Annotated in this window: 20 protein-coding genes; 18 read left to right on the top strand and 2 right to left on the bottom strand. The window is 54.6% G+C overall.

Annotation, left to right across the window (positions count from 1 at the left end; genetic code table 11):
- The first annotated feature begins 114 nt into the window (after positions 1-114).
- The 3 genes from tcyJ (at position 115) to tcyN (ending at position 2498) form a co-directional block, all read left to right on the top strand.
- Positions 115-915: a cystine ABC transporter substrate-binding protein gene (gene tcyJ, locus EYY67_RS21765; protein WP_095922216.1), complete on the top strand. Its 801-nt coding sequence runs from the start codon at positions 115-117 to the stop codon at positions 913-915.
- A 165-nt stretch (positions 916-1080) separates the two neighbouring features.
- Positions 1081-1749, top strand: coding sequence for a cystine ABC transporter permease (gene tcyL / locus EYY67_RS21770; protein WP_095922215.1), 669 nt, complete (start codon positions 1081-1083; stop codon positions 1747-1749).
- Positions 1746-2498 (top strand): L-cystine ABC transporter ATP-binding protein TcyN, encoded by a 753-nt coding sequence (tcyN, locus tag EYY67_RS21775; RefSeq protein WP_015697534.1) that lies wholly within the window; start codon positions 1746-1748, stop codon positions 2496-2498. Before tcyL ends, tcyN begins: the two co-directional genes overlap by 4 nt.
- Positions 2499-2742: 244 nt before the next feature.
- On the opposite strand, the gene putA is transcribed toward tcyN, so the two are convergent.
- A complete protein-coding gene (putA, locus tag EYY67_RS21780) occupies positions 2743-6717 on the bottom strand; it encodes a trifunctional transcriptional regulator/proline dehydrogenase/L-glutamate gamma-semialdehyde dehydrogenase (RefSeq protein WP_131694375.1) in 3975 nt (1324 codons plus the stop codon).
- Between the two features lie 516 nt (positions 6718-7233).
- Here putA and putP point away from each other — a divergent pair.
- The 7 genes from putP (at position 7234) to phoH (ending at position 15203) form a co-directional block, all read left to right on the top strand.
- A complete protein-coding gene (gene putP, locus EYY67_RS21785) occupies positions 7234-8718 on the top strand; it encodes a sodium/proline symporter PutP (RefSeq protein WP_095922212.1) in 1485 nt (494 codons plus the stop codon).
- Positions 8719-8965: 247 nt separating this feature from the next.
- On the top strand, positions 8966-9817 hold the full coding sequence (efeU, locus tag EYY67_RS21790; protein ID WP_095922211.1) for an iron uptake transporter permease EfeU: 852 nt from the start codon (positions 8966-8968) through the stop codon (positions 9815-9817).
- A gap of 44 nt (positions 9818-9861) precedes the next feature.
- Positions 9862-10989: an iron uptake system protein EfeO gene (efeO, locus tag EYY67_RS21795; RefSeq protein WP_095922210.1), complete on the top strand. Its 1128-nt coding sequence runs from the start codon at positions 9862-9864 to the stop codon at positions 10987-10989.
- A 156-nt stretch (positions 10990-11145) separates the two neighbouring features.
- Positions 11146-12441 carry an iron uptake transporter deferrochelatase/peroxidase subunit gene (gene efeB / locus EYY67_RS21800; RefSeq protein WP_095922209.1) on the top strand — a complete coding sequence of 432 codons (1296 nt, stop codon included), beginning with the start codon at positions 11146-11148 and terminating at the stop codon, positions 12439-12441.
- A 167-nt stretch (positions 12442-12608) separates the two neighbouring features.
- On the top strand, positions 12609-13754 hold the full coding sequence (locus EYY67_RS21805) for an N-acetylmuramoyl-L-alanine amidase (RefSeq protein WP_131694376.1): 1146 nt from the start codon (positions 12609-12611) through the stop codon (positions 13752-13754).
- A gap of 183 nt (positions 13755-13937) precedes the next feature.
- Complete coding sequence (locus EYY67_RS21810; RefSeq protein ID WP_095922207.1) at positions 13938-14354, top strand: hypothetical protein; 417 nt, start codon at positions 13938-13940, stop codon at positions 14352-14354.
- A 60-nt stretch (positions 14355-14414) separates the two neighbouring features.
- The gene (phoH, locus tag EYY67_RS21815; RefSeq protein WP_095922206.1) at positions 14415-15203 is read left to right on the top strand and encodes a phosphate starvation-inducible protein PhoH; all 789 of its coding nucleotides are present in this window, start codon (positions 14415-14417) and stop codon (positions 15201-15203) included.
- 77 nt (positions 15204-15280) lie between these two features.
- On the opposite strand, the gene chaA is transcribed toward phoH, so the two are convergent.
- Positions 15281-16381 (bottom strand): sodium-potassium/proton antiporter ChaA, encoded by a 1101-nt coding sequence (gene chaA / locus EYY67_RS21820; RefSeq protein WP_095922205.1) that lies wholly within the window; start codon positions 16379-16381, stop codon positions 15281-15283.
- Positions 16382-16852: 471 nt separating this feature from the next.
- Here chaA and chaB point away from each other — a divergent pair, with 471 nt between their 5' ends.
- The 8 genes from chaB (at position 16853) to EYY67_RS21860 (ending at position 25997) form a co-directional block, all read left to right on the top strand.
- Positions 16853-17086 carry a putative cation transport regulator ChaB gene (gene chaB, locus EYY67_RS21825; protein ID WP_095922204.1) on the top strand — a complete coding sequence of 78 codons (234 nt, stop codon included), beginning with the start codon at positions 16853-16855 and terminating at the stop codon, positions 17084-17086.
- A 351-nt stretch (positions 17087-17437) separates the two neighbouring features.
- The gene (locus tag EYY67_RS21830) at positions 17438-18127 is read left to right on the top strand and encodes a gamma-glutamylcyclotransferase (RefSeq protein WP_095922203.1); all 690 of its coding nucleotides are present in this window, start codon (positions 17438-17440) and stop codon (positions 18125-18127) included.
- 265 nt (positions 18128-18392) lie between these two features.
- Positions 18393-20630 carry a TonB-dependent receptor gene (locus tag EYY67_RS21835; protein WP_131694377.1) on the top strand — a complete coding sequence of 746 codons (2238 nt, stop codon included), beginning with the start codon at positions 18393-18395 and terminating at the stop codon, positions 20628-20630.
- Between the two features lie 333 nt (positions 20631-20963).
- Positions 20964-22532: an ABC transporter substrate-binding protein gene (locus EYY67_RS21840; protein ID WP_119824980.1), complete on the top strand. Its 1569-nt coding sequence runs from the start codon at positions 20964-20966 to the stop codon at positions 22530-22532.
- Positions 22532-23584 carry an ABC transporter permease gene (locus tag EYY67_RS21845; protein ID WP_131694378.1) on the top strand — a complete coding sequence of 351 codons (1053 nt, stop codon included), beginning with the start codon at positions 22532-22534 and terminating at the stop codon, positions 23582-23584. The genes EYY67_RS21840 and EYY67_RS21845 overlap by 1 nt, the downstream gene beginning before the upstream one ends.
- A gap of 5 nt (positions 23585-23589) precedes the next feature.
- Positions 23590-24468 carry an ABC transporter permease gene (locus EYY67_RS21850; RefSeq protein WP_095922199.1) on the top strand — a complete coding sequence of 293 codons (879 nt, stop codon included), beginning with the start codon at positions 23590-23592 and terminating at the stop codon, positions 24466-24468.
- Entirely contained in the window at positions 24458-25327 is an 870-nt protein-coding gene (locus EYY67_RS21855; RefSeq protein ID WP_095922198.1) for an ABC transporter ATP-binding protein, read from the top strand. Before EYY67_RS21850 ends, EYY67_RS21855 begins: the two co-directional genes overlap by 11 nt.
- Positions 25320-25997 (top strand): ABC transporter ATP-binding protein, encoded by a 678-nt coding sequence (locus EYY67_RS21860; RefSeq protein WP_131694379.1) that lies wholly within the window; start codon positions 25320-25322, stop codon positions 25995-25997. The genes EYY67_RS21855 and EYY67_RS21860 overlap by 8 nt, the downstream gene beginning before the upstream one ends.
- The last annotated feature ends 24 nt before the right edge of the window (positions 25998-26021 follow it).

Consider the following 26021-nt stretch of genomic DNA (forward strand, 5'->3'; position numbering starts at 1 on the left):
TTTTTTGAGCTAAGATTATAGAATTATATTCCTGATAACTGGCGCGGCGGGTGCTACTGTGCGCAAATTCGTAGGGGATATAACGTTCTATAACTAACAATAACTGAGGTGAATATGGGTTTTTCTACACTGCGTCGTCGTTTACTTCTGGGTGCTGTTGCGGTCACGCTGACGGCAGGCATGGTCAGCAATACGTTTGCTGATGAAGGGTTACTGAAAAAAGTTAAAGATCGCGGCACGCTGATCGTCGGGCTGGAAGGGACGTATCCTCCGTTCAGTTTCCAGGGTGAAGACGGCAAGCTGACCGGTTTCGAAGTGGAATTCGCTGATGCGCTGGCGCAGCACATGGGCGTGAAAGCGAAACTGCAACCGACCAAATGGGACGGCATGCTGGCGTCGCTGGAATCCAAACGCATTGATGTGGTGATCAATCAGGTGACCATCTCCCCTGAGCGTGCGAAAAAATACGATTTCTCCACCCCGTACACCGTTTCCGGTATTCAGGCGCTGACCAAAAAAGGTCAGGAAGGCACCATCACCAAACCTGAAGATCTGAAAGGCAAAAAAGTCGGTGTGGGTCTGGGCAGTAACTACGAGCAATGGCTGCGTGAAAACGTGCAGGGCGTCGACATCCGTACTTATGATGATGACCCGACTAAATATCAGGATCTGCGCGTAGGCCGTATCAACGCGATTCTGGTTGACCGTCTGGCGGCGCTGGATCTGGTGAAGAAAACCGGTGATACCTTAGCCGTGGCGGGTGCACCGTTCTCCCGTCTGGAATCTGGCGTGGCAATTCGTAAAGACAACCCGGAACTGCTGGCCGCGATCAACAAAGCGATTGCTGAAATGCAGAAAGATGGCTCGCTCGCCAAAATCTCTGAAAAGTGGTTTGGTGCTGACGTCACAAAATAATGCTCGTCATAACTGAACTTGCCCCGGCGTTAGCTGCGCTTGCTCGCCCGAATCACTTACCTGTGTAAGCTCATCGGGACTCGCGCACTTGCTGCCTTGATGCAAGTTCATTTATTTAGAGCATATGTGAATATCTTAAAGATCCAGAAAATCTAAAGGTCTTAGATGCAAGAAAGTATTCAACTGGTGCTGGATTCAGCACCATTTTTATTGAAAGGGACACTGTTTACGCTCCAGCTCAGTCTGGGCGGGATGGTGTTCGGTCTGATCCTGGGCTTTGTGCTGGCGCTGATGCGCCTTTCGCATTTCTGGCCGCTGTCATGGATATCGCGTTTTTACGTCTCCGTTTTCCGTGGCACGCCGCTGATTGCTCAGCTGTTTATGATCTACTACGGTTTGCCACAGTTTGGCATCGAGCTGGATCCTATCCCCGCAGCGATGATTGGTCTTTCGCTGAACACCGCGGCCTACACCTCTGAAACCCTGCGTGCGGCGATTTCGTCCATCGAAAAAGGGCAGTGGGAAGCCGCCGCCAGTATCGGCATGAACCCGTGGCAGACCCTGCGTCGCGTGATTTTACCGCAGGCAGCCCGCACCGCGCTGCCTCCGCTGGGTAACAGTTTCATCGGGCTGGTGAAAGATACCTCGCTGGCGGCCACCATTCAGGTGCCGGAACTGTTCCGTCAGGCACAGCTTGTGACATCGCGTACGCTGGAAGTGTTCACCATGTATCTCGCGGCCTCTATTATCTACTGGGTGCTGGCGACCGTTTTATCCTTCCTGCAAAACCGTCTGGAAGACCGCGTTAACCGTCAGGATCAGGAGCCTTCATGAGTACCATTGACGTTAAGCAACTGACAAAAAAATTCCACGGACAGACGGTGCTGCACGGTATAGATTTGCAGGTCAATTCCGGCGAAGTGGTGGCGATCATTGGGCCGAGCGGCTCGGGTAAAACCACCTTACTGCGCAGCATCAACCTGCTGGAAGAGCCGGACGGCGGCACCATCAAAGTCGGCAACATCGAAATTGACGCCAGCAAACCGATCAGCAAGCAGAAGAACAACGTCCGCGAACTGCGCAAGCAGGTGGGTTTCGTTTTCCAGAACTTCAACCTGTTCCCGCACCGTTCCGTGCTGGAAAATATCATTGAAGGACCGGTGATTGTGAAGGGCGAACCGAAAGAAAAGGCCATCGCCACGGCGCGTCAGTTACTGGAAAAGGTCGGATTAAATGGCAAGGAAAATGCCTATCCGCGCCGTCTTTCCGGCGGTCAGCAACAGCGTGTCGCCATCGCCCGCGCACTGGCAATGAACCCTGAAGTGATTTTGTTTGATGAACCTACGTCCGCGCTGGATCCCGAACTGGTCGGCGAAGTGCTCAACACTATCCGCGCACTGGCACTTGAGCACCGCACGATGGTGATTGTGACCCACGAAATGAGTTTCGCCCGTGACGTGGCAGATCGCGCGATCTTTATGGATCAGGGCAAAATTGTCGAGCAGGGACCGGCGAAAGAGCTGTTTTCAAATCCGCAACATGCGAGGACGAAACAGTTTCTGGAGAAGTTTTTAGCGCATTGATTTCTGTCCCTTTCTGCGAAGGGAAACAAAAAAATCTGCAAGCGATCCGGTCTGCTCCCTCCCCTGCGAAGGGGAGGGTTGGGGTGGGGTATTAATGCAAAATCAATAAGTTGAAGTATGCTTTGACCGGGTGTTAGCCCTTAAAACCCCCTCCCAACCTCCCCCTTCGCAGGGGGAGGAGCAAAAAGCAAAACCTAAGAATGCCACGGACAGTTCCCTTTCGCAGGGGTGGAGCAAAGCACCTTTACCCGATCGTCATCAGACTCGCATTCCCACCTGCGGCAGCCGTGTTCACACTCAGTGAACGTTCGTGCAGCAGGCGTTCCAGCAGGATATTATCCTCGCCGCGCGCAAAGCCCTGTACGGAAATAATGGCGCCCGGTCGCTGTGCAATGGTCTGACAAAGCTCGCGCAACTGATCGGCATCACCGTGATAAATCACTGCATCGAATACCTGCGCATCGTTCTGCCAGTCTTTGGCGAAATCAACCCGCGCCTGCACCGCTTTGGGTAACAGGTTGAACAGGTCACGCTGCAACGGCGCTTCCGGCCACAGAATACGGCAACCGGTGGCGGTGACGGCGGCGAGCTGAGTCAGGGCATCTTCCTGATTATCGGCCAGTGCCAGCACACGTTCGCGCGGTAACAGCGCGTAAGTGTTGCGTTCACCGGTTGGCCCCGGCAGGGTGCGTAACGTGCCGCCCTGGCTGGTCTGCGCAAAGCGTTCGCAAACTGCGACTAACTCCTCACGATGTTTTTGTTCGGCGGCCCATTGCTGCAATGCGCGGTGCGGTGCCAGTAAGGCTTCGCGGACAGACACGTCCAGCGGCAGCTCTCTGTCCTGACGCAACAGGGTTTGCTGCACGGCGTCCTGCGGACGGCTGCTCAGCAGGCGATACAGATACAGCGGGCCGCCGGCTTTCGGACCGGTGCCTGATAAGCCTTCGCCGCCGAACGGTTGCACACCCACCACCGCGCCGACCATATTGCGGTTCACGTACATATTGCCGACGTGTGCCTGCTGGGTGACGCGGTGGATGGTTTCGTCGATGCGGGTATGAATACCCAGCGTCAGACCATACCCGGCGGCATTAATCTGACCGATCAGCGTATCCAGATCCTGACGGGCATAGCGCACCACGTGCAGCACCGGGCCGAAGATTTCTTTCTTCATCTCATCAAAGCTTTCCAGCTCGATCAGTGTCGGTTTCACGAAGGTGCCACGGCTCCATTCCTGCTGGTCGGCAGTGAATTCCTGCGTGGCCTGATACACGGTGCGGCCTTTGGTGCGCATCGCATCGATGTGTTTCTCGATACCGGCTTTGGCATCGGCGTCGATCACCGGCCCGATATCGGTACACAAACGCTCCGGATTACCCATGCGGCATTCCGCCATCGCACCGCGCAGCATTTGCAGGGTGTGGTCGGCGACGTCGTCCTGAATACACAACACGCGCAGGGCAGAGCAACGCTGACCGGCGCTGTCAAAGGCCGAGGCCACCACATCCATCACCACCTGTTCGGTCAGCGCGGAGGAATCCACAATCATGGCGTTCAGGCCGCCGGTTTCGGCGATCAACGGCGTCGGACGCCCCTGCGGATCCAGACGACCGGCGATGTTGCGTTGCAGAATGCCTGCAACATCGGTTGAACCGGTAAACAGCACGCCGCGCACACGTTCGTCATTCACCAGCTGCGAGCCGACGGTTTCACCCTGACCCGGCAACAACTGCAATACGCCTGCCGGTACGCCTGCTTCATGCAGAATGCCGACGGCTAATGCGGCGATCAGCGGCGTCTGTTCTGCCGGTTTGGCCAGCACGCTGTTACCGGCGGCCAGTGCGGCAGCAATCTGACCGGTAAAGATCGCCAGCGGGAAGTTCCACGGGCTGATACACACCACCGGCCCCAGCGGACGGTGCGTGTCGTTGGCGAAATCTTCGCGGATCTGACCGGCGTAGTAATGCAGGAAATCCACCGCTTCACGCACTTCGGCGATGGCGTTATTAAAGGTTTTTCCGGCCTCACGCACCAGCACGCCGAGCAGGTTTTGCAACTGCGCTTCCATCAGTTCTGCAGCGCGTTGCAGGATGGCGGCGCGTTCTTCGGGAGGTGTCGCAAACCAGATCGCGCCTGCGGCAGTGGAGGCATCCAGCGCACGGCTGATTTCGGCTTCGGTCGCTTCACGCACATAACCGACGATATCGGTATTTTCCGACGGATTGATCACCGGCAGGAATTCGCCGTCATCGGTTTGCGCATCAATCATCGGCTGCGCTTTTACCGGATGGCTGGCGCTTTGCAGCAGGGCGCTGGACAGGGAAGCCAGACGGTGTTCGCTGGACATATCCAGACCCGCAGAGTTCACCCGTTTGTCGCCATACAAATTACGCGGCAGGGCGATACGCGGATGCGGTAATCCGACCTGTCCTTCGCTGGCAGCCAGCGCCTCGACGGCCAGCACCGGATCGGCAACCAGTTCGTCAATCGGCAAGGTGGCATCGGCGATACGGTTGACGAAGGACGTGTTCGCGCCGTTTTCCAGCAGGCGGCGCACCAGATACGCCAGCAGCGTTTCGTGCGTGCCGACCGGGGCATAAATACGGCAGGGACGGTTCAGTTTGCCGTCGGAAATTTTCCCCACGACCTGTTCGTACAGCGGTTCACCCATGCCGTGCAGGCACTGGAACTCATACTGTCCCGGATAATAGTTGTTACCCGCCAGCTGATAAATCGCCGCCACGGTGTGGGCATTATGGGTGGCGAACTGCGGATAAATCAGGTTCGGCACCGCCAGCAGTTTACGGGCGCACGCCAGATAGGACACGTCGGTGTACACCTTGCGGGTGTAGACCGGATAATCTTCCAGTCCGTCCATTTGCGCGCGCTTGATTTCGCTGTCCCAGTACGCCCCTTTCACCAGACGGATCATCAGGCGGCGGCGGCTGCGTTGCGCCAGATTCGTCAGGTAATCAATCACCATCGGGCAGCGTTTCTGATACGCCTGAATCACGAAACCGATGCCGTTCCAGCCCGCCAGTTCCGGCTCGAAACACAGTTTTTCCAGCAAATCGAGGGAGATTTCCAGACGGTCTGCTTCTTCGGCGTCAATGTTAATGCCGATATCGTAGCTGCGCGCCAGCAAGGTCAGCGACAGCAGGCGCGGATACAACTCTTCCATCACACGTTCGTATTGCGCACGGCTGTAGCGCGGATGCAGGGCAGAAAGTTTGATGGAAATTCCGGGGCCTTCATAAATGCCGCGACCGTTGGAAGCTTTACCGATGGCATTGATCGCCTGCTGGTAAGACTGCAAATAGGCCTGCGCATCTTTTTCGGTCAGCGCCGCTTCGCCCAGCATATCGTAGGAATAGCGGAAGCCTTTTTCTTCATGTTTGCGCGCATTCGCCAGCGCTTCGGCGATGGTTTCACCGGTCACGAACTGTTCGCCCATCAGGCGCATCGCCATGTCCACGCCTTTGCGGATCAGCGGCTCACCGCTTTTCCCGATAATGCGGTTCAGGGATTTCGACAGGCTGGCTTCGTTATGGGTGGCCACCAGTTTACCGGTGAACAGCAGGCCCCAGGTGGCAGCGTTGACAAACAGAGACGGACTGCGCCCGAGGTGCGAGTGCCAGTTACCGTTGCTGATTTTGTCGCGGATTAAGGCATCGCGCGTAGGTTTGTCGGGAATACGCAGCAACGCTTCGGCCAGACACATCAGCGCCACGCCTTCCTGAGAAGACAGCGAGAACTCCTGCAACAGACTTTGCACCATGCCGGCGCGTCCGTTTGCACTCTTTTGGTTCCTCAGCTTCGTGGCGATATCTGCCGCCAGTTTCAGCGCAGCCTCATTGAGCGGTGCTGGTAAACGGGCCTGTTCAAGCAGCATGGACACCGCTTCAGGCTCAGGGCGACGATAGGCGGCTGTGATGGCGGAACGGCTGACGGACTGCGGCTGGATCTGCTCGGCGAAATCAAGGAACGGCTGATGGACGTCCTGAACCGCATGGGCGGTCAACTCATCGGCACCCTCAGACGCCGCGCCGTTCAGCGCCGGGATCTCAGGTAACGCGTCGCCATTTTCCAGACGTTCCAGATAGGAAAAAATCGCCTGCTTGATGAGCCAGTGCGGCGTGCGGTCAATCTTATGTGCCGCTTCTTTAAGCCTGTCGCGTGTGCCTTCGTCCAGCTTCACGCCCATCGTTGTCATACCCATGCGCAACCACTCCATATGAAAAGGTTCAGGTGAATTCATTATCTTTATGCTGAGCAATATCTTCTATGTTGCAACCTTGTGCAACCCCCGTTAATGCAGGAAGTATGCCTGTTGTGATTTGTCTGGCATTTTTAACAATAAAATAACGGCATGGATCTTGCCTGCATGAACGGTAAGTGAAATTTCAAAGGCGGTATCGGGTGCAACCTTTGTCACTGCAAAGTACAACCGGCATTCAGAATAACTGTGATGGAGGGTGAATTTTGTGTATTTGAAATGTTAAAAATCTTGAAAAGTGGAGGAGGCTAAACCAGTATCCGGCCCGACAGTAATTTTGAATAAAAACCACACAAAGACTGTAACGACGTAAAAAATATGGAGAGTCTTGCTGCAACCTTAGCGGGTTTCAGCCATCATCTCGCCCCGGCATGATTTTGCACGCTTTTCTCAGGAACAAGGCGTCAGGACAGACAGGTGCCGGACAACATCGCAAATAAGAAGAAAGTGGAGACAGGAATGACAATGAACACACCGATGCTGGTGACGTTTTGTGTTTATATTTTCGGGATGATTTTGATTGGTCTCATCGCGTATTTACGAACCAAAAACTTTGATGATTATATTCTGGGTGGACGCAGTTTAGGCAGTGTGGTGACGGCACTTTCGGCCGGTGCCTCTGACATGAGCGGCTGGTTGCTGATGGGTTTACCGGGGGCGATTTTCCTTTCCGGGATTTCTGAAAGCTGGATCGCCATCGGCCTGACCATCGGCGCATACCTGAACTGGAAACTGGTGGCGGGGCGGTTACGTGTGCACACCGAAGCCAACAACAACGCGCTGACCTTGCCGGATTACTTTACCCACCGCTTTGAAGATTCCAGCAAAATGCTGCGCATTATCTCGGCGATCGTAATTTTGGTATTTTTCACTATTTACTGTGCTTCCGGCATTGTGGCCGGTGCCCGTCTGTTTGAAAGCACCTTCGGCATGACTTACCAGACAGCGCTGTGGGCAGGCGCGGCGGCGACCATCATCTATACCTTCATCGGCGGTTTTCTGGCGGTCAGCTGGACCGACACCGTGCAGGCAACCCTGATGATTTTCGCGCTGATCCTGACGCCGGTGATCGTTATTCTCGCGGTCGGCGGTATTGATACCTCGATGATGGTGATCCACGCGAAAAACCCTGAATACACGGACATGTTCAAAGGCATGAATCTGGTGGCGATTCTGTCACTGCTGGGCTGGGGACTGGGCTACTTCGGCCAGCCACATATTCTGGCGCGTTTCATGGCGGCCGACTCCCATCACACCATCCGCAGCGCACGCCGTATCAGCATGACCTGGATGATTTTGTGTCTGGCGGGCACCATTGCGGTCGGTTTCTTCGGTATTGCTTACTTCAGCAATAATCCGGGCGAAGCGGGCAACGTGACGCAAAACGGTGAGCGTGTGTTCATCGAGCTGGCAAAAATTCTGTTCAACCCGTGGATTGCCGGTATCTTGCTGTCGGCGATTCTGGCGGCGGTGATGAGCACCCTGAGCTGTCAGCTGCTGGTATGTTCAAGCGCGATTACCGAAGATTTGTATAAAGCTTTCCTGCGCAAAGGTGCCAGCCAGCGCGAGCTGGTGTGGATTGGTCGTCTGATGGTACTGGTGGTCGCTCTGGTGGCCATTGCGCTGGCGGCGAACCCGGAAAACCGCGTACTCGGTCTGGTCAGCTATGCCTGGGCCGGTTTCGGTGCGGCATTCGGGCCGGTGATCCTGATTTCCGTCATGTGGAAACGCATGACGCGTAACGGCGCGCTGGCAGGCATGCTGGTGGGCGCAGTGACGGTGATTGTCTGGAAGAATTTCGCCTGGTTTGATCTCTACGAAATCATCCCCGGCTTTATCTTCGCCTCACTGGCGATCTGGATTGTCAGCCTGATGGGCCGTCAGCCTTCCGCCGCAGTGGAAGAACGCTTCACGGCAGCCGAAGCGGAATATAATACTATTTAACCACTCCTCAGTTTTGAGGTGACGAAGATCGGGGTCGTCCTGACCCCGGTTTTCAGCATTTTGTTTCAGAGAACACTTCTATCCTGATTTTTCCTGCGCATTTGCCATCAGCCCTTCAAAAATCGATCTGTTCCCTCTTGTATTTCTTTTTCTAAGAATGATAATCACTATCGTTTCTTTTTACTTTTCTTTACAGAGAGCTTACAGATTCTGTGATTCGCCAGAATTAGGGGCCGGGAGTTCCAACATGTTCGTTCCGTTTCTCATTATGTTTCGCGAAGGGCTGGAAGCTGCACTGATCGTCAGCCTGATTGCCAGCTATCTCAAACGGACGCAACGCGGGCAGTGGCTCGGTGTGGTCTGGATTGGCGTTTTCATCGCCGCCGCACTTTGTCTGGCGCTCGGTCTTTTTATCAACGCCACCACCGGCGAGTTTCCGCAAAAACAGCAGGAGCTGTTCGAAGGCATCGTGGCCGTGGTCGCCGTGTGCATTCTGACGTATATGGTGTTCTGGATGCGCAAAGTGTCGCGCTCCATCAAAGTGCATCTGGAAGGCGCGATTGATAATGCGCTGAATTCCGGCCGCGGGCAGGGCTGGGCGCTGGTCGCCATGGTGTTTTTTGCCGTCGCGCGTGAAGGGCTGGAATCGGTGTTTTTCCTGCTCGCCGCATTCCAGCAGGATGTGGGTATCGAAGCACCGATCGGCGCGCTGCTGGGACTGGCTGCCGCCATTGTGCTCGGCTTCCTGATTTATTACGGCGGCGTGAAACTGCATCTGGCGAAATTTTTCAAATGGACCAGCCTGTTTATTTTGTTTGTCGCCGCCGGTCTGGCCGCTGGCGCGATCCGGGCTTTCCACGAAGCCGGTTTGTGGAATCAGATGCAGGACATCGCCTTTGATCTCAGCGGCACGTTATCCACGCACTCATTATTTGGCACCTTGCTGGAAGGCATGTTTGGCTATCAGGAAGCGCCGACCGTCAGTGAAGTCGCCGTGTATTTCCTGTATCTGATCCCTGCGCTGTTTCTGTTCTTTATGCCACAGGGCAAAAATCCTGTCGCCGCTCCGGCCTCTGCCGGGCAAAAAACACCACGTTGATTTCATAAACTTTTCATCACTTTGCGTTAGCCACGGAGTTGTACATGCCACATTTTCGCCGTAAAGCTTTACAGATCGCACTGTTGTCCCTGCCGGCCTTTGCGCTGAGCACCCACGTGCTGGCTGCCGATGTTCGTCAGGTTAAAATTGCCGTTAACGACAAACAATGTGAACCGATGGCGCTGACCGTACCCGCCGGTAAAACTCAGTTTGTTATCCATAACAACAGTCAGAAAAACCTGGAATGGGAAATTCTGAAAGGCGTGATGGTGGTGGAAGAACGTGAAAACGTGGCGCCGGGCTTCACGCAGAAAATGACGGCTAACCTTGAGCCGGGCGAATACGACATGACCTGCGGCCTGCTGAGCAATCCAAAAGGTAAACTGACCGTGACGGCAGAAGGCGCGCAAGCCTCCGGTAAGCCTGACGCCATGGCGCTGGTCGGCCCGATTGCGGAATACAAAGTGTATGTCACGCAGCAGGTGGCTGAACTGGTTGCCCACACCAAAGCCTTTACCGACGCGGTGAAGCAGGGCGATCTGGCGAAAGCTCAGGCGCTGTATGCCTCAACCCGTGTTTACTACGAGCGCATCGAACCGATTGCCGAACTGTTCTCTGATCTGGACGGCAGCATCGATGCCCGTGAAGATGATTTCGAGAAAAAAGCCGAAGATCCTAACTTCACCGGTTTCCACCGTCTGGAGAAAATCCTCTTTGCGGATAAAACCACCAAGGGCGCGGAGCCTTTTGCTGACAAGCTGTACACCGACACGGTTGATCTGCAAAAACGCATCACTGACCTGACTTTCCCGCCGAGCAAAGTGGTTGGCGGCGCAGCAGGGCTTATCGAAGAAGTGGCGGCCAGCAAAATCAGCGGTGAAGAAGACCGTTACAGCCGCACTGACCTGTGGGATTTCCGTGCCAACCTCGACGGCGCACAGAAAATCGTTAACCTGCTGCGTCCGTTGCTGGAAAAAGCTGACAAACCGCTGCTGGATAAAATCGACGCCAACTTTAAAACCGTCGATGCGCTGCTGGATAAATACAAAACCAAAGACGGTTATGAGAATTACGAAAAACTGTCCGATGCAGACCGTAACGCAATGAAAGGGCCAATCACCACGCTGGCAGAAGATCTGGCTAAACTGCGCGGTGTTTTAGGTCTGGATTAATATCTTAAGCTCCCTCCCCTGCGAAGGGGAGGGTTGGGGTGGGGTATTAAAGTAAAATTCAGTGGCCAAAGTGTGCATAACCCCCTGTTTTGCCATTAATACCCCCTCCCCGCCTCCCCCTTCGCAGGGGGAGGAGCGTTACACCGAGGCATAGCAATGAGTCACAAAAACAATAATCAGGATGACGTTTCCTCTTCCCGCCGCAGTTTGTTGAAAGGCGTGGGATTGTTAGGCGGGGCATTTGCCCTGGGCGGCGCCACCACGGTGCAAGCTGAGAAAACACCCGGAGCAAAAAAAGAGTACACGCCGGGCACGGTGTCCCCGGATGAACGCTGGGGCAAACAGCCTTATTACGGCGAACATCAGGCAGGCATTTTAACGCCGCAGCAGGCGTCCATGATGCTGGTTTCTTTCGACGTGCTGGCGACCAGCAAAGCCGAGCTGGAACGCCTGTTCCGCCTGCTCGACAGCCGGTTTGTTTTTCTCACGAAAGGCGGCACCGCGCCGTCAATGGATCCGAAATTCCCGCCGATGGATTCCGGCGTAATGGGCGCTGAAATCTACCCGGATAACCTGACCATGACGCTGTCTGTCGGGGATTCGCTGTTCGATGAACGTTTCGGCTTAGCGCCACATAAGCCGCTGAAATTACAGCGCATGACGCGGTTTCCGAATGACTCCCTCGACGCCAAACTGTGTCACGGCGATCTGTCCCTGCAAATCTGCGCCAACAACAGCGATACTGTGGTGCATGCGCTGCGTGACATCATCAAGTACACGCCGGATTTACTCAGCGTGCGCTGGCGTCGTGACGGCTTTATTTCCTCCCATGCCGCCCGCAGTCAGGGTAAAGAAACCCCGATCAATCTGCTGGGCTTCAAAGACGGCACCGCCAATCCGGATGCCAAAGATAAGCCGCTGATGGATAAAGCCATCTGGGTGACAGACGGTCAGGGCGAACCGGCCTGGACGCTCGGCGGCAGTTATCAGGTCACCCGTCTGATCCCGTTCAGGGTGGAATCCTGGGATCGTACGCCGTTGCAGGAGCAGCAATCGATCTTCGGGCGCGACAAGGCTACCGGCGCGCCGCTGGGGATGGAAAAAGAGCACGACGTGCCGGATTACAGTAAAGATCCGGAAGGTAAAGTCATCCACCTCGACTCGCATATCCGGCTGGCGAACCCGCGCACTAAAGAAACCGAAGACAGCCTGATGATGCGCCGTGGCTACAGCTATTCGCTGGGTGTGACCAATGCCGGGCAACTGGAAATGGGACTGATTTTTGTCTGCTATCAGCATGATCTGGAGAAAGGCTTCCTGACCGTGCAGAAACGCCTGAACGGCGAAGCACTGGAAGAATACATCCGTCCCAACGGCGGCGGTTTCTTCTTCACGCTGCCGGGAAATAAAGACGAAAATCATTATCTCGGACAATCTTTGATCGAAGCCTGATACTGCGCCTCCCCCTGCGAAGGGGGAACCTGACACCAGACATCCTTTTTACGCCTGGTTACGCAATTCACTTTCTGTTAATACTCCGCTTCATTCCAAAAAACCTCAGCAATGTCATGATGATAAATCGTCGTCCTGATTTATCATCTTGCCTGCCTGAGACTGTTATGAGCATCAATCAATCCCGCAGAAAATTACTGATTTTCGGCATCGGACTTTCCCTGACGGCACCGCGCCTGTATGCGGCGCAAAAAGCCGTGCGCATCACCATGACGTCGGACGCCAGCCAGATCCGTCTCGCGCTACCGGCGGGCGATAAACGTTGCCGGGTGTTTATGCTCAGTGCGCCGGAACGGGCGGTGATTGATATGCCGATGGTGTCATTTCCACCGGAACTGGAACATGCGCTGACCGTGGTCCGGCAGAAATTTTCATGGGTAAAGGAGGGGAGGATTGCTCACTTCAGCCCGGACGTGGCGCGCATTGTATTGCAGGTGGACGGTAAACCTGAGATTACGCGCAGTACGGAAAACGGCGTACTGAACGTGGCGATACGCGAAGCGAATGCCGCGCAGGTGCTGCCCGTCACGACCACCACACCGCGGGCGGAGAAACCGCTGCTGGTGATGATCGATCCCGGCCACGGCGGTAAGGATCCGGGGGCGATCGGCAATGAAGGCACTTATGAAAAACATGTGGTGCTGCATATCGCCAAAAGGCTGCAAACCTTGCTTGACGAGCAACACGGCATTCACGCGGTACTGACGCGGCAGGATGACGTATTTATCCCGTTGTATCATCGTGTCAGTCTGGCGCATCAGCATGAAGCGGATCTGTTTATCTCGATACATGCGGACGGGTTTACCAATGATCAGGTCTCCGGCGCGTCAGTGTTTGCGCTGTCAGAACACGGCGCGGGCAGTGCGATGGCACGCTATTTATCGCAAAGTGAAAACAGTGTCGATGTGCTGTACGACAACGATTTTAAGACTGATGATCAATACCTTAAAGAAACGCTGTTTGATCTCGACCAGCACGAAACCATTCACCGCAGTCTGGATTTTGGCCGCCATCTGGCCGCCAATATTATCAGGGTGCATCACATGCACAGCCCCCATCCGGAGCAGGCCGGTTTCGCGGTGCTGAAATCGCCACGCATCCCGTCGGTGCTGGTGGAGACGTCGTTTATTACCAATAAGCAGGAAGAAAAATTGCTGGGCGAGCCTGTTTTTCAGGAGAAAATGGCACGCGCGCTGGCGGAAGGGATTAACAGTTACTTCATCAATGAAAAGAAAAACAATCTGCTGAGCTGAGAGAAATTCAGCGCGATTTAAGAGGATCTGAAAAAGATCTTCACGATCCGGTTGACGACGGCTACAAACTTTTTTACATTTTGGTAACGCAAATGTTTCAGCTGTCATTATACTGACATTTATAAGCGGTAGTTTTCACGAGGTGTACGGCAGGTGCCGTTAATAACACTGCGGGGAGCGCGAATGGTAAAGTCCTTGTTTGGGCTGTTGACAGAAAATAACATGCTTCACGCATTTACTCGTTGTCGTCGCTTAAATGCAAACGAGGATAAGGCCTCCGACTCTCTGTTATATCCACTTTTACTTTCAGCATTTCCCTGCCGCTTTTTACAACATTTCTCATCCACGCAACCTCTACCCTGTTCTTTAACTGACCCCTTAAATGTTTATGAAAATGATGTGAATATCATTGGCTTTTATTCTGGAAATTTCATTATATGGGTCAGCGGTTTGTCATTATTGACGATATTGGCAATGCCTCCTCGTGAACAGAAAACAGCCAAAAAATTACCGGTTAATCTTTTTGGTTTCTTTTCCTCTTCACGTTATTCATTGGCTTCACTTGGTCTAAAAGGAGACCAAAACCTCATTTGTGAGTGAAACATAACCGTGCGGGCATTATGCCTTAGCGTTAAGTGAATCAAACTGTAAGGTGCCACTATGGGAAGACAGAAAGCAGTGATCAAAGCTCGTCGTGAAGCAAAACGTGTTATTCGTAATGATTCACGCAGTCACCGCCAGCGCGAGGAAGAATCTGTGACGTCATTAGTACAGATGGGCGGTTTGGAATCGATCGGCATGGCTCGCGACAGTCGCGATACGTCCGTCATCGAAGCGCGTACTGAAGCTCAAGGTCATTACTTATCAGCCATAGAGAATAAGCAGTTAATTTTTGCTACCGGCGAAGCAGGCTGCGGCAAAACATTTATCAGCGCTGCGAAAGCGGCAGAGGCATTAATTCACAAAGAAATCGACAGAATTATTGTGACACGCCCGGTGTTGCAAGCCGATGAAGATCTCGGTTTCCTGCCCGGTGATATTTCTGAGAAGTTCGCGCCTTATTTCCGACCGGTCTACGACATTTTATTACGTCGTCTGGGTTCATCATTCCTGCAATATTGCTTACGACCGGAAATAGGGAAAGTTGAAATTGCGCCATTCGCCTATATGCGCGGACGCACTTTCGAAAATGCGGTGGTGATTCTGGACGAAGCCCAGAACGTCACGGCCAGCCAGATGAAAATGTTCCTGACCCGTCTCGGTGAAAATGTGACGGTCATTGTTAACGGTGATATTACCCAGTGCGATTTACCACGCGGCGTAGTATCGGGGCTCAGCGATGCACTTTCCCGCTTCGAAGAAGACGAGATGGTCGGCATCATTAAGTTTGATAAGCAGGATTGCGTCCGTTCCGAGCTGTGCCAGAGAACGTTGAACGCGTATTCATAAACCGTCATCACAATGCAAAAGGCCGCTCAAATGAGCGGCCTTTATTGTTTGTTCCTCCCACGGGGAAGGCGAGGGTGTTACAACATAATTAACATCATATACGCGCAGAACAACGCCAGATGCGCAGTCCCGTTCAGTACATTGGTACGGCCGGTCGAGAACGAAATCTGACACAAAATCAGTACCGCGAGCATCACCACAATGTTTGCCGGATCCAGGCTGAAAATCAGGTTCTGACCGGTCAGGGTGGCAATCACGGTCACGGCCGGAACGGTCAGTGAAATAGTCGCCAGCACGGAGCCGAAGAATAAATTCATCGCACGCTGTACCTGATTCTTCAGTACTGCTTTCAGGGCGCCCAGACCTTCCGGTGAAAGAATAAGTAACGCGACCAGGAAGCCGGTGAATTGTGCAGGCGCGTTCAGTTCCGTCAGCAGGCTTTCCAGCGGATTGGCGTTGAACTTGGTCACCGCGATCACCAGCACCAGGTGGACGATCAGCCACAAGGTATGTGTCAGATTGCTTTTTGACGAGGGCTTACCGTGGCCGTCTTCTTCGCCTTCATCTTCATGCTCGTAGATAAACAGGCTCTGATGGGTTTTAGTCTGGATCAGCAGGAATACGCCGTACATGGCGGCTGAGATCATTGCGACAAACAGCGCCTGCGTCGTCGAGAAATTGCCGGCAGGCAATGCGGCAGGCAGTACCAGCACGATCACCGCCAGCGGGAAAATCGCCATCAGATACTGTTTGATGCCGCCGAGATTGACATACTGCGTCGCAAATTTGCGCCCGCCAAGCAGCAGGGCGACGCCCACCAGACCGGCCGTCACAATCATAATGATCGAAAATAACGTGTCACGCATCAGCGCTGGTGCGGCATCACCCGTCGCCATCAGGGCGGAAATCAGGCTGACTTCGAGGATTACCACGGAAAGGCTGAGAATAAGTGACCCGTAGGGTTCGCCCAAACGGTGTGCCAGTACGTCTGCATGACGGACTACGCTGAACGCGCTGGCGAGGATACCGACCAGCGCGATTAAATTGATGCCGACAACAGCGCCAAAATTACTGCTGTTGCCCCAAAGGACGAGAACGATAAGTGCTGCGATGGGAAAAATCAGGGAATATTCCTGATGGCGGGTTTTGATTTTTGGATGTTCCTGTGAAGACACCATGATGATTATTCTCCTTATAAACGCTCACGTAATAACAACCGCCTGTCTGTCAGTTGTCAGCAAAATGCATAGCAGCATAAAAGTCTAACCCGTTAAGTATAGTAGATAAATTAATCTATTAACAGAATAAAATCAGGGTTAGGAACAAAATCGTCACATAGTCATCATTTAACGATACATAATTTGCTTTAAACCATGATAAGTGGCGTACTAATTTTTCATGTTAAGAAAATAAGTCATTTAAAAACAATGCACTGATAATTCATGATGAGTTTATGGCGGCTATGCGTCAATTTATGTAAATACCCCCTATACCCGCACAATCTCAGGGCGAAAAAGGGCGTTCAGGTACCTGATAACAAGAATAATCTGGCAGGATCCTCTGAGGGTAGCAGCTAGACTTAATGTTGTGCTCAGACTCAGCACATAAAGAATGTAACGATCATGAACGTCATGAAAAAGGAGATCACTATGCCTTATCAGAATCGCTCAGCGTTGCCTGATTCCGTCCGCAATGTGCTGCCCGCTCATGCGCAGGACATCTATAAGGAAGCGTTCAACAGTGCGTGGGATGAATACGCCAAATCCAAAGACCGTCAGGGTGACAGTTCCCGTGAAGAAACCGCCCACAAAGTGGCCTGGGCGGCGGTGAAGCATGGGTACAAAAAAGGGGATGATGACAAGTGGCATCCTAAAAAATCCTGATGTTGACGGCAGGTGAGGGAAAATCCCGGCCTGCCGATATTTCTCACGCCGCACGCTTTGGTTTCCTGTTTTTTGTCTTATCCCCCTTCAAAATCTCAACATTCATACAATGTTCATAAAATAATCACTTTATTTTCGTTTTGTGATCCCTCTCAACCTTGATTGCAACGAAAGAAACGAATAAGGTTTCAGCAAGCAGGGTGATACTAAATTTCTTAATAAACCTGCGCGCCCCCTCAAGCAGAGGCGAAAATTGTCCGATATATCTCAAAACCACGACCCACGATAACGGAGAACACAGCGTTAACAGCATGGCATGTTCAAAAGTACGTCGTACCGAAGGGGGAATGAATGTTAACTCGAGATTTCCTGCGTAACGCAGATTGCAAAACAGCATTCGGCAGCATTGATGAATCGATGCTACTGACCCCTGAACAACGCGCGGCTTCATTAGGTTGTACGCTGGCGCGTCGCCCGGATAACAGTCCGGTGTGGATTTTTGGTTACGGTTCACTGATGTGGAACCCGGTTTTTGATTCTGAAGAGGCGCGTCCCGCCACGCTTCATGGTTATCACCGTGCTTTCTGTTTACGTCTGACGTCCGGGCGCGGTACCCACGCGCAACCGGGGCGTATGCTGGCGCTGCGCGATGGCGGACAGACCACCGGGCTGGCATTCCGCCTGCCGGAAGACAAACTCCTCGAAGAACTCGAACTGCTGTGGAAGCGCGAAATGCTGACCGGCTGTTACCGGCCGACCTGGTGCGAACTGGATCTTGATGATGGCCGCAAAGTCACGGCGCTGGTATTTATCATGGATGCGTCCCATCCGCAGTATGAGGCGGATACCGATTATCAGGTCATTGCGCCTCTGATTGCGCAGGCCAGCGGCCCGCTTGGCACCAACGCGCAGTACCTGTTTGCGCTGGAAAAAGAGCTGAACAGCTACGGCATGCGTGACGACTGCATGAGTGAGCTGGTGAAGCAGGTAAGAATGCTGCTTTCTGTTTCTCCGGGCTTTGATGTGCCGGGTCTGAGTTAAAAAAACTGAACCGCTATTTCAGGCTGAGCGTCACTGGCGCGCAGCCTGCTGATTCATCCTCCCGCGTGATATTTCTCTGAATTCAATTAATTAGAATCCCTTCCAATAATAAAATTCCTAATCCTTATAAAATATCCGCATTAACATCCTGTTTACCCTGACGTTATCCCTGAAAAGTTGATTGCATTTGCTCTGTCAATCAGCATAATTCGAATCGTTATGATAATTATTACCATTCACGATTGAACTTTTTCAGGGAATTACCATGCGCACCAAAAGTGAAATCCTTCACACTCCAGCCTTTGCCCGTAAAGTCTTGCCGGTGGTGATTTCTGCCGCGCTGAGCGGGTTAGCGTTACCGGCCATCGCGGCAACCCCCACACCACAAACCACCGCGTCCACTGCTAAAACCGGCGACACCATCACCATTGAAGCCGCGCCACAGACTTTTAAATCTGGCGGCAACGACACGGTACCGGCGTATCTGGACGGACAAATCGCCAACGGCGGACGTCTGGGGATCCTCGGTGAACAGGACGCGATGAATGTGCCGTTCAGCGTCGTGAGTTTCACCGACAAACTGATGCAGGATCAGCAAACACGTACGCTGGGCGACGTGCTGAATAATGACGCCTCGGTGCAGACCGGTTACGGCTACGGCAACTATTCAGAAACGTTTGTGGTGCGCGGCTTTGAGCTGTCCGGCGACGATATCTCTTACGGCGGATTGTACGGTGTGCTGCCGCGTCAGCTGTTACCGACCGAATTCGCTGATCGTGTTGAATTACTGAAAGGTTCAAGCGCCTTCCTCAACGGTGTACCGCCAGGCGGCACCGGCGTGGGCGGCAACGTCAATATCGAGCCAAAACGTGCCACCGATACCCCGATTAACCGCGTGAGCGTGGATTACACCTCTTCTTCACAGGTCGGCGGCGCGGTGGATGTGGGGCGTCGTTTTGGTGACAACAACCAGTGGGGCGTGCGCGTCAATGCTGTTCACCGCGAAGGTGAAACGGCGATTGATGATGAAAAACGCCGTCTGACGCTGGGATCCATCGGCCTTGACTACCGTGGCGATCGCTTCCGTTCATCTCTGGATTTCGGGATGAGCAAAACGACGGTGCACGGTGGCCGTCCGGTGGTGTATCTGGGTAACGCGACCAAAATTCCTGATGTGCCTTCTGCGACCGGCAACTACGGTCAGAAATACGCATCGACCGATATGGAAAACGAGTTCGGCATGCTGAAAGGCGAATACGATGTGGCCGACAACTGGACGGTATATGCCGCCGCCGGTGCTAACCATACGCATGAATTTGGTAAATACAGCTCGCCGACCCTGCAGGACAACGACGGTAACGCCACAATGAGCCGCATGACCGTGCCTTATTTTGCGGACAGCTTCTCCTCTCAGGCGGGTGTACGCGGCAAATTTGATACCGGTTTTGTTAACCACAGTGTCAACCTCGGCATGTCGACGCTTTACCGTAAATACAAAACCGCGTACACCATGACCGCGGCTTCCATTAATACCAATATTTACGATCCTTCCCATGTGGATGAACCGCTGACCAATCTCTACAGCGGCGGCGATATGAGCGATCCTGCGGTGCGCAACCGTACCCGTAGCTATGGCGTTTCACTTTCCGACACCATGTCCGTGCTCGACGACCGTCTGCAATTTATCGCTGGTCTGCGTCGTCAGAATGTTGTGGTCAAAAACTACAACTACGACGGCTCTGAAAACACCTCGTTCGACGAAATGAAAGTCACTCCGGCGTTTGGTCTGGTCGTGAAACCGTGGGAACACTACTCCTTCTACGCCAACCACATTGAAGCGTTGCAGGCAGGTGAAACGGCCGGTACGACTTACAACGGTCTGGTGGTCAGTAACGGCGGACAGGTCACCGGTATCGAAACCTCCAAACAAAACGAAGTGGGCGTGAAAGCGGATTTCGGTCGCGTTGCCGGTTCACTGGCGCTGTATGAGATCAAAAAGCCGATCGGCATGTACCGCGCCACGGGCGACGGTTATACCTACGGTAACTATGGCGAAGTGCGTAACCGCGGGATTGAGCTGAATGTCTTCGGCGAACCGGTCACCGGCGTGCGCCTTAACAGCAGCATCACCTGGATGAACCCGGAAATGACCAAAACGCAGGGCGGAGCCTATGACGGCAACGACGCCGTTGGCGTACCGGATTACCAGTGGGTAGTGGGCGGCGAATGGGATATTCCCGGCGGCAGCGGTGTCACCGCCACCGGTAAAGTGATCCGCTCCGGCTCGCAGTATGCGGACGCAGCGAACAAGCTGAAAGTGGACGGCTGGACACGTCTGGATCTCGGCCTGCGCTACGCGATGCCGGTAGGGCAGAACACCCTGACCTGGCGTGCAAATCTGGAAAACGTCACCAACGAGAAATACTGGGCATCGGCCACCGGGGGTTATCTGACCCAGGGCGATCCGCGTGAATTTAAACTTTCCGCCACCTACGATTTCTGATGATTTACGCCTCCTCCTCACCGGGGAGGCGCTCACATTTGTACAGTAACAATTCCCCGCCAGCCCGCATTCCGACGCTTTAATAACCAATCAGATAACGTTATGCAAAATTTGCATAACGATAGTATTTATCAGACTTTCTGGTAGGTTGAAGAAACTTTACACTCACTCACCCGACATACTTCGAGCCGCAGATGCGTTGGCTGCGCTCAGTCACCCGAATCACTTACTCATGTAAGCTCATCGGGATCCCTTCGTTTGCCGCGTTACTGCAACTCGAATTATGTGGGCTAACTTGAATAGCAATTTCGCTACCCTGGAGAGTCTGTCTTGATGAAAGCTTTATTACCGTCCGTCCTGTTCACGGCTATTGCGGCTACTTTCTCTGTGCAGGCTGCCACGCCGCCGGATACCCTGGTTATCGCGCAATCCATCGATGACACCTCCAGTTTTGACCCGGCGCAGGGCTTCGAACTGACCACGGTTCAGGCTTTCAATAACATTTATCAGCGTCTGGTGCAGTCTGACCCGAATAATCCGATCGATTTAAAACCGACACTGGCCGCCTCCTGGGAAGCGGGTAAAGATAACCGCAGTCTGACGTTTGCGCTGTCGCCGAAAGCCACTTTTGCCAGCGGCAATCCGCTGACCGCCGATGACGTGATTTTCTCACTGTCGCGCGTGGTGAAGCTGAATCTTGAGCCTTCCTTCATTCTGACGCAGCTGGGCTGGACCGATAAAAACGTCGATACATTCCTGACCAAAGTCGATGACCAGCATGTGAAAATCAGCTGGACCGCCGATGTCAGCCCGTCATTCGTGCTGAGCCTGCTGTCTGCGCCGGTATCCTCGATTGTCGACAGCAAACTGGTGAAAGCTAATGCCACCGCTGACGATTTGGGGCATCAGTGGCTGAGCAACCATTCTGCCGGTTCCGGTCCGTACCAGATCCGTAACTACATTCCGCATGAAGTGGTGATCCTGTCTGCCAATCCGACCTCACCGGAAGGCGCACCGAAACTGAAAACCATTCTGATCAAAAACGTACCGGATCCTGCGGCACGCCGTTTGCTGATCGAGCAGGGCGATGCCGATATGGCGCGTAACCTCGGTTCCGACCAGATGGCGGCGCTCGAAGGCAAGAAAGGTGTGAAACCGCTGGCGGTGCCGTATGCGTCCCTGTACTTCATGCAGTTCAACGCCAAAGCCTCTCCGGCGCTGGGAAATCCGGCCTTCTGGGAAGCCGCGCGTTACCTGTTTGATTACAATCACATCGCGCACGACCTGATGAAAAATCAGTTCCAGGTGCATCAGGCTTTCCTGCCTGAAGGTTACCTCGGCGCACTGAATGACACGCCTTACACCTACGATCCGGCCAAGGCTAAAGCGATTCTGGCGAAAGCCGGACTGACCAACGTCAGCTTCACGCTGTCCACGGCTAACCAGCCGCCGTATCTGGACATCGCTCAGGCATTGCAGGCCAGCTTCGCGCAGGGCGGCGTGACCGTGAAACTGGATCCGGGTTTAAGCTCGCAGATTTCCACCAAAGTGAAGGCGCATGAATACGATGCTTACATGTCTTCATGGGGCCCGGATTACTTTGATCCGAACACCAACGCCTCGGCGTTTGCCTTCAACCCGGAAGACGGCAGCAAAACGCTGGCATGGCGTGCTAACTGGTCCATTCCGGCGCTCAACAAACTGACACTGGCCGCGATTGCGGAGCCGGATCAGGCTAAACGCGTGGCGGATTACCGTCAGCTGCAACTGGAAGTGCAGAAAAACTCGCCGTTCGTGATCGGCCTGCAAGCGAAAAGCCTGATTGCCGTTCGCGACAACATCAAAGGTTACGTGCAGGGCATCAACCCTGACATGGTCTTCTACAGCAAGGTCACCAAGTAATGACAGACAGTTCAACGCCCGCCGGATTCGTCCGGCAGGGTTGGCGCTGGTCAGGCCGTTTGCTGACCGGCGTGATTTCGCTGGCGCTGACATTGCTCGGTCTGCTGGCGTTCACCTTTACACTTTCCCATCTCGCACCGATTGACCCGACACTTCAGGTGGCGGGCGATCACGCCAGTGAAGCCACCTATGCGCAGGTGCGTCGCGATTTAGGGCTGGATCAGTCGGTGCCGGTGCAGTTCGCCCGTTATCTGGATCATCTGGCGCACGGCGATATGGGGATCTCGCGTATCACCGCGCAGCCGGTCGCCAGTGACTTAATGCGCACCTTCCCGGCGACGGTCGAACTGGCAACCTGTGCGATCCTGCTTGGCGGGTCGCTCGGCATCCTGCTGGCATTGCTGGCGGTGTGGAAACCGGGAAGCTGGCTGGATAACATCGCGCGGCTGGTGTCGCTGCTCGGCTACTCCGTGCCGATTTTCTGGCTGAGTCTGCTCGGCCTGTTGCTGTTTTACGCCGTGCTGCACTGGGCGGGCGGCCCGGGGCGGCTTGACGACCTGTATATGTACACCATGACGCCGCGCACCGGTTTTGTGCTGATTGATACCTGGCTGTCCGGTGACCGCGAAATGTTCTACAACGCCATCAGCCATTTATGGCTGCCGGTGACGGTGCTGGCGATGCTGTCGATGGCGGGCATCACGCGCCTGCTGCGGGCATCCATGCTCGGCGAAATGAACAAAGAATATGTGATTCTGGCGCGCTCCAAAGGCGCGGGCAGGGTGCGGGTATTGCTGTGCCACGTGTTCCCGAATGTGCTCGGCACATTGATCACCGTGCTGACGCTTTCCTACGCCAGCCTGCTGGAAGGCGCGGTACTGACGGAAACCGTCTTTGCCTGGCCGGGCGTCGGACGTTACCTGACCACTGCGCTGTTCGCCGCGGATACCCCGGCAATTCTTGGCGCTACGCTGCTGATCGGCACCTGTTTTGTGCTGCTTAATGCGCTGGCTGACGCCCTTACTTACCTGCTCGATCCGCGAACCCGGTAGTTTTTATGACACAAATGATCCCTGAACAACCGACGCAGGTGGAAGCGGAAGCCGAAACCTCCGTCTGGAAACCGACCCGGCGCATCACCGCGTTTTCTGTCGGGCTGGTGCTGGTCGCCATTCTGGTGTTGACCGCGCTGCTCGCGCCGTGGCTGGCGCCTTTCGATCCGAACATCCAGCATATCGAACTGCGTCTGTTGCCGCCGTCCGACACCCACTGGCTGGGCACTGACGGTTTTGGCCGTGATTTGCTTTCGCGCGTGGTGTACGGTGCGCGCCCGACGCTGCTGCTGGTCTCGCTGATCCTGGTGCTGACCATTCCGGTTGGCCTGCTGATTGGCATCAGCGCCGGTTACATTGGTGGCTGGTACGAGCGCATTGTGATGCGTCTGACCGATATTGTGATGTCGTTGCCGAGTCTGGTGATGGCGCTGGCGCTGGTGGCTATTCTCGGCCCCGGCCTGATGAACGGCGCACTGGCGCTGGCTTTCACCAGCTGGCCGCCGTTTGCGCGACAGGCGAGGGCGGAAACGCTGGCGCTGCGCCGCAGTGATTATCTGGCTGCGGCACGGATGCAGGGCATTGGCGGATTGCGTCTGATGTTCGGCCATATTCTGCCGTTGTGTCTGCCGAGCGCCGTGGTGCGTGCGGCACTCAGCCTCGGTGGCATCATTCTGGCTTCTGCCGGTCTCGGCTTCCTCGGCATGGGGATCCAGCCACCGACCGCTGAATGGGGCTCGATGGTTGCCGAAGGCAGCAAAGTTATTTTCGATCAGTGGTGGGTCGCCGCTGCACCGGGCGGGGCGATCCTTTTCGCCAGCCTGGCTTTCAACCTGCTGGGCGATGGCCTGCGTGACAAAATGGATCCACGACATGGCAACTGACTTTTCACATCACGACAAACTGGTCGCAGACGATCTGACCATTTATCTGCCGGGCGAGCGTCCGCTGGAGCTGGTGAAATCCCTCTCCTTCAGCGTCGGGCAGGAACGCGTGGCGCTGGTCGGTGAATCCGGTTCCGGAAAATCCCTGACCGCCCGTGCGCTGATGGGCTTGCTACCGCATCCGTGCAAATTGCGTGCTTCGCAGCTCACACTCGGCGATCACGATCTGACCCGGCTTAAAGAGCGCGAATGGAGCCAGCTGCGCGGTAACCGCGTATCAATGGTGATGCAGGATCCGAAACACGCGCTCAATCCGACGCAAAAAATCGGCAAACAGGTGGAAGAGCCGCTGCGTCTGCACACCCGTCTTGGCCGCAAAGAGCGTCAGGAAAAGGTGACCGACATGCTGAATGCGGTCGGCCTGCCGAATCCGGCTTTCCTGCAACAGCAATATCCGCACCAGCTTTCCGGCGGGATGGGGCAGCGCGTGATGCTGGCGATTGCGCTGATTAACGATCCGCAATGGCTGATTGCCGATGAACCGACTTCCGCACTGGATTTCGACATGCGCGAGCAGGTGCTGGGACTGATTGAGCGTTTGGTTGAGCAGCGCAATATGGGGCTGATCCTGATCAGCCATGACCTGCAACAGGTCGCACATTATTGCGAGCGGGTGCTGGTGATGTACAAAGGCGAACTGCTGGATGAACTGCCGGCCGATCAGCTGGCGAACGCCACACATCCGTACACCCATACGCTGTGGTCGTGCCGTCCGAGTAAATTTACCCACGGTGAACGCCTGCCGGTGCTGGATCGCGCGCTGCTGGCCTCTTTAACACAGGAGCCGCGCCATGAGTGACATTGTCGCAGATCTGCACCAACTGAGCGTGTCGCACCGTCAGGGCTATGAAACCCGCACGGTGGTGCACAACGTCAATCTGACCATCAACAAAGGCGAATGCTTCGGTCTGGTCGGGCCGTCCGGTTGCGGAAAATCGTCCCTGCTGTGGGTGCTGGCGGGTCTGAACGGTCACTGGGACGGCAGCCTGACACTGCTCGACCATCAGGTGAAACCCGGCAAGCCTTTTACCGGCAGCCTGCGCCGCGATGTGCAGATGGTTTTTCAGGATCCGTATGCCTCGCTGCATCCGAAACACAAGCTGGTGCGCACGCTGGCAGAGCCGCTGAAAATCCTCAAAGAGCAGGACATCGAACAGAAGATTGCAGAGGGGTTCCGTCAGGTCGGGCTGGATCCGGCGCTGATGAACCGCTATCCACATCAGCTTTCCGGCGGACAGCGTCAGCGCGTGGCGATTGTCCGCGCGTTATTGCTCAAACCGAAACTGCTGTTGCTCGATGAGCCGACGTCGGCCCTCGACATGTCCGTACAGGCGGAAATTCTCAATCTTCTCAACGACCTGAAAGCCAGCAGCGACCTGACCATGATACTGGTCAGTCACGATGCCGATGTGATCGATCATATGTGTGATCGTGCCGTGCATATGGCGAAGGGTTACGTGCTGACTTAGCTCCTTCGCAGGGGAGGGAGCCGG

This window comes from Rahnella victoriana (genome assembly GCF_004330295.1).
Classification (GTDB): Bacteria; Pseudomonadota; Gammaproteobacteria; order Enterobacterales; family Enterobacteriaceae; genus Rahnella; species Rahnella victoriana.

What these genes read in the sequence shown, in the direction of transcription:
- tcyJ (WP_095922216.1), top strand. Translation starts at nt 115, where the DNA reads ATGGGTTTTTCTACACTGCGTCGTCGTTTACTTCTGGGTGCTGTTGCG.
- tcyL (WP_095922215.1), top strand. Translation starts at nt 1,081, where the DNA reads ATGCAAGAAAGTATTCAACTGGTGCTGGATTCAGCACCATTTTTATTG.
- tcyN (WP_015697534.1), top strand. Translation starts at nt 1,746, where the DNA reads ATGAGTACCATTGACGTTAAGCAACTGACAAAAAAATTCCACGGACAG.
- putA (WP_131694375.1), bottom strand. Translation starts at nt 6,717, where the DNA reads ATGGGTATGACAACGATGGGCGTGAAGCTGGACGAAGGCACACGCGAC.
- putP (WP_095922212.1), top strand. Translation starts at nt 7,234, where the DNA reads ATGACAATGAACACACCGATGCTGGTGACGTTTTGTGTTTATATTTTC.
- efeU (WP_095922211.1), top strand. Translation starts at nt 8,966, where the DNA reads ATGTTCGTTCCGTTTCTCATTATGTTTCGCGAAGGGCTGGAAGCTGCA.
- efeO (WP_095922210.1), top strand. Translation starts at nt 9,862, where the DNA reads ATGCCACATTTTCGCCGTAAAGCTTTACAGATCGCACTGTTGTCCCTG.
- efeB (WP_095922209.1), top strand. Translation starts at nt 11,146, where the DNA reads ATGAGTCACAAAAACAATAATCAGGATGACGTTTCCTCTTCCCGCCGC.
- EYY67_RS21805 (WP_131694376.1), top strand. Translation starts at nt 12,609, where the DNA reads ATGAGCATCAATCAATCCCGCAGAAAATTACTGATTTTCGGCATCGGA.
- EYY67_RS21810 (WP_095922207.1), top strand. Translation starts at nt 13,938, where the DNA reads ATGGTAAAGTCCTTGTTTGGGCTGTTGACAGAAAATAACATGCTTCAC.
- phoH (WP_095922206.1), top strand. Translation starts at nt 14,415, where the DNA reads ATGGGAAGACAGAAAGCAGTGATCAAAGCTCGTCGTGAAGCAAAACGT.
- chaA (WP_095922205.1), bottom strand. Translation starts at nt 16,381, where the DNA reads ATGGTGTCTTCACAGGAACATCCAAAAATCAAAACCCGCCATCAGGAA.
- chaB (WP_095922204.1), top strand. Translation starts at nt 16,853, where the DNA reads ATGCCTTATCAGAATCGCTCAGCGTTGCCTGATTCCGTCCGCAATGTG.
- EYY67_RS21830 (WP_095922203.1), top strand. Translation starts at nt 17,438, where the DNA reads ATGTTAACTCGAGATTTCCTGCGTAACGCAGATTGCAAAACAGCATTC.
- EYY67_RS21835 (WP_131694377.1), top strand. Translation starts at nt 18,393, where the DNA reads ATGCGCACCAAAAGTGAAATCCTTCACACTCCAGCCTTTGCCCGTAAA.
- EYY67_RS21840 (WP_119824980.1), top strand. Translation starts at nt 20,964, where the DNA reads ATGAAAGCTTTATTACCGTCCGTCCTGTTCACGGCTATTGCGGCTACT.
- EYY67_RS21845 (WP_131694378.1), top strand. Translation starts at nt 22,532, where the DNA reads ATGACAGACAGTTCAACGCCCGCCGGATTCGTCCGGCAGGGTTGGCGC.
- EYY67_RS21850 (WP_095922199.1), top strand. Translation starts at nt 23,590, where the DNA reads ATGACACAAATGATCCCTGAACAACCGACGCAGGTGGAAGCGGAAGCC.
- EYY67_RS21855 (WP_095922198.1), top strand. Translation starts at nt 24,458, where the DNA reads ATGGCAACTGACTTTTCACATCACGACAAACTGGTCGCAGACGATCTG.
- EYY67_RS21860 (WP_131694379.1), top strand. Translation starts at nt 25,320, where the DNA reads ATGAGTGACATTGTCGCAGATCTGCACCAACTGAGCGTGTCGCACCGT.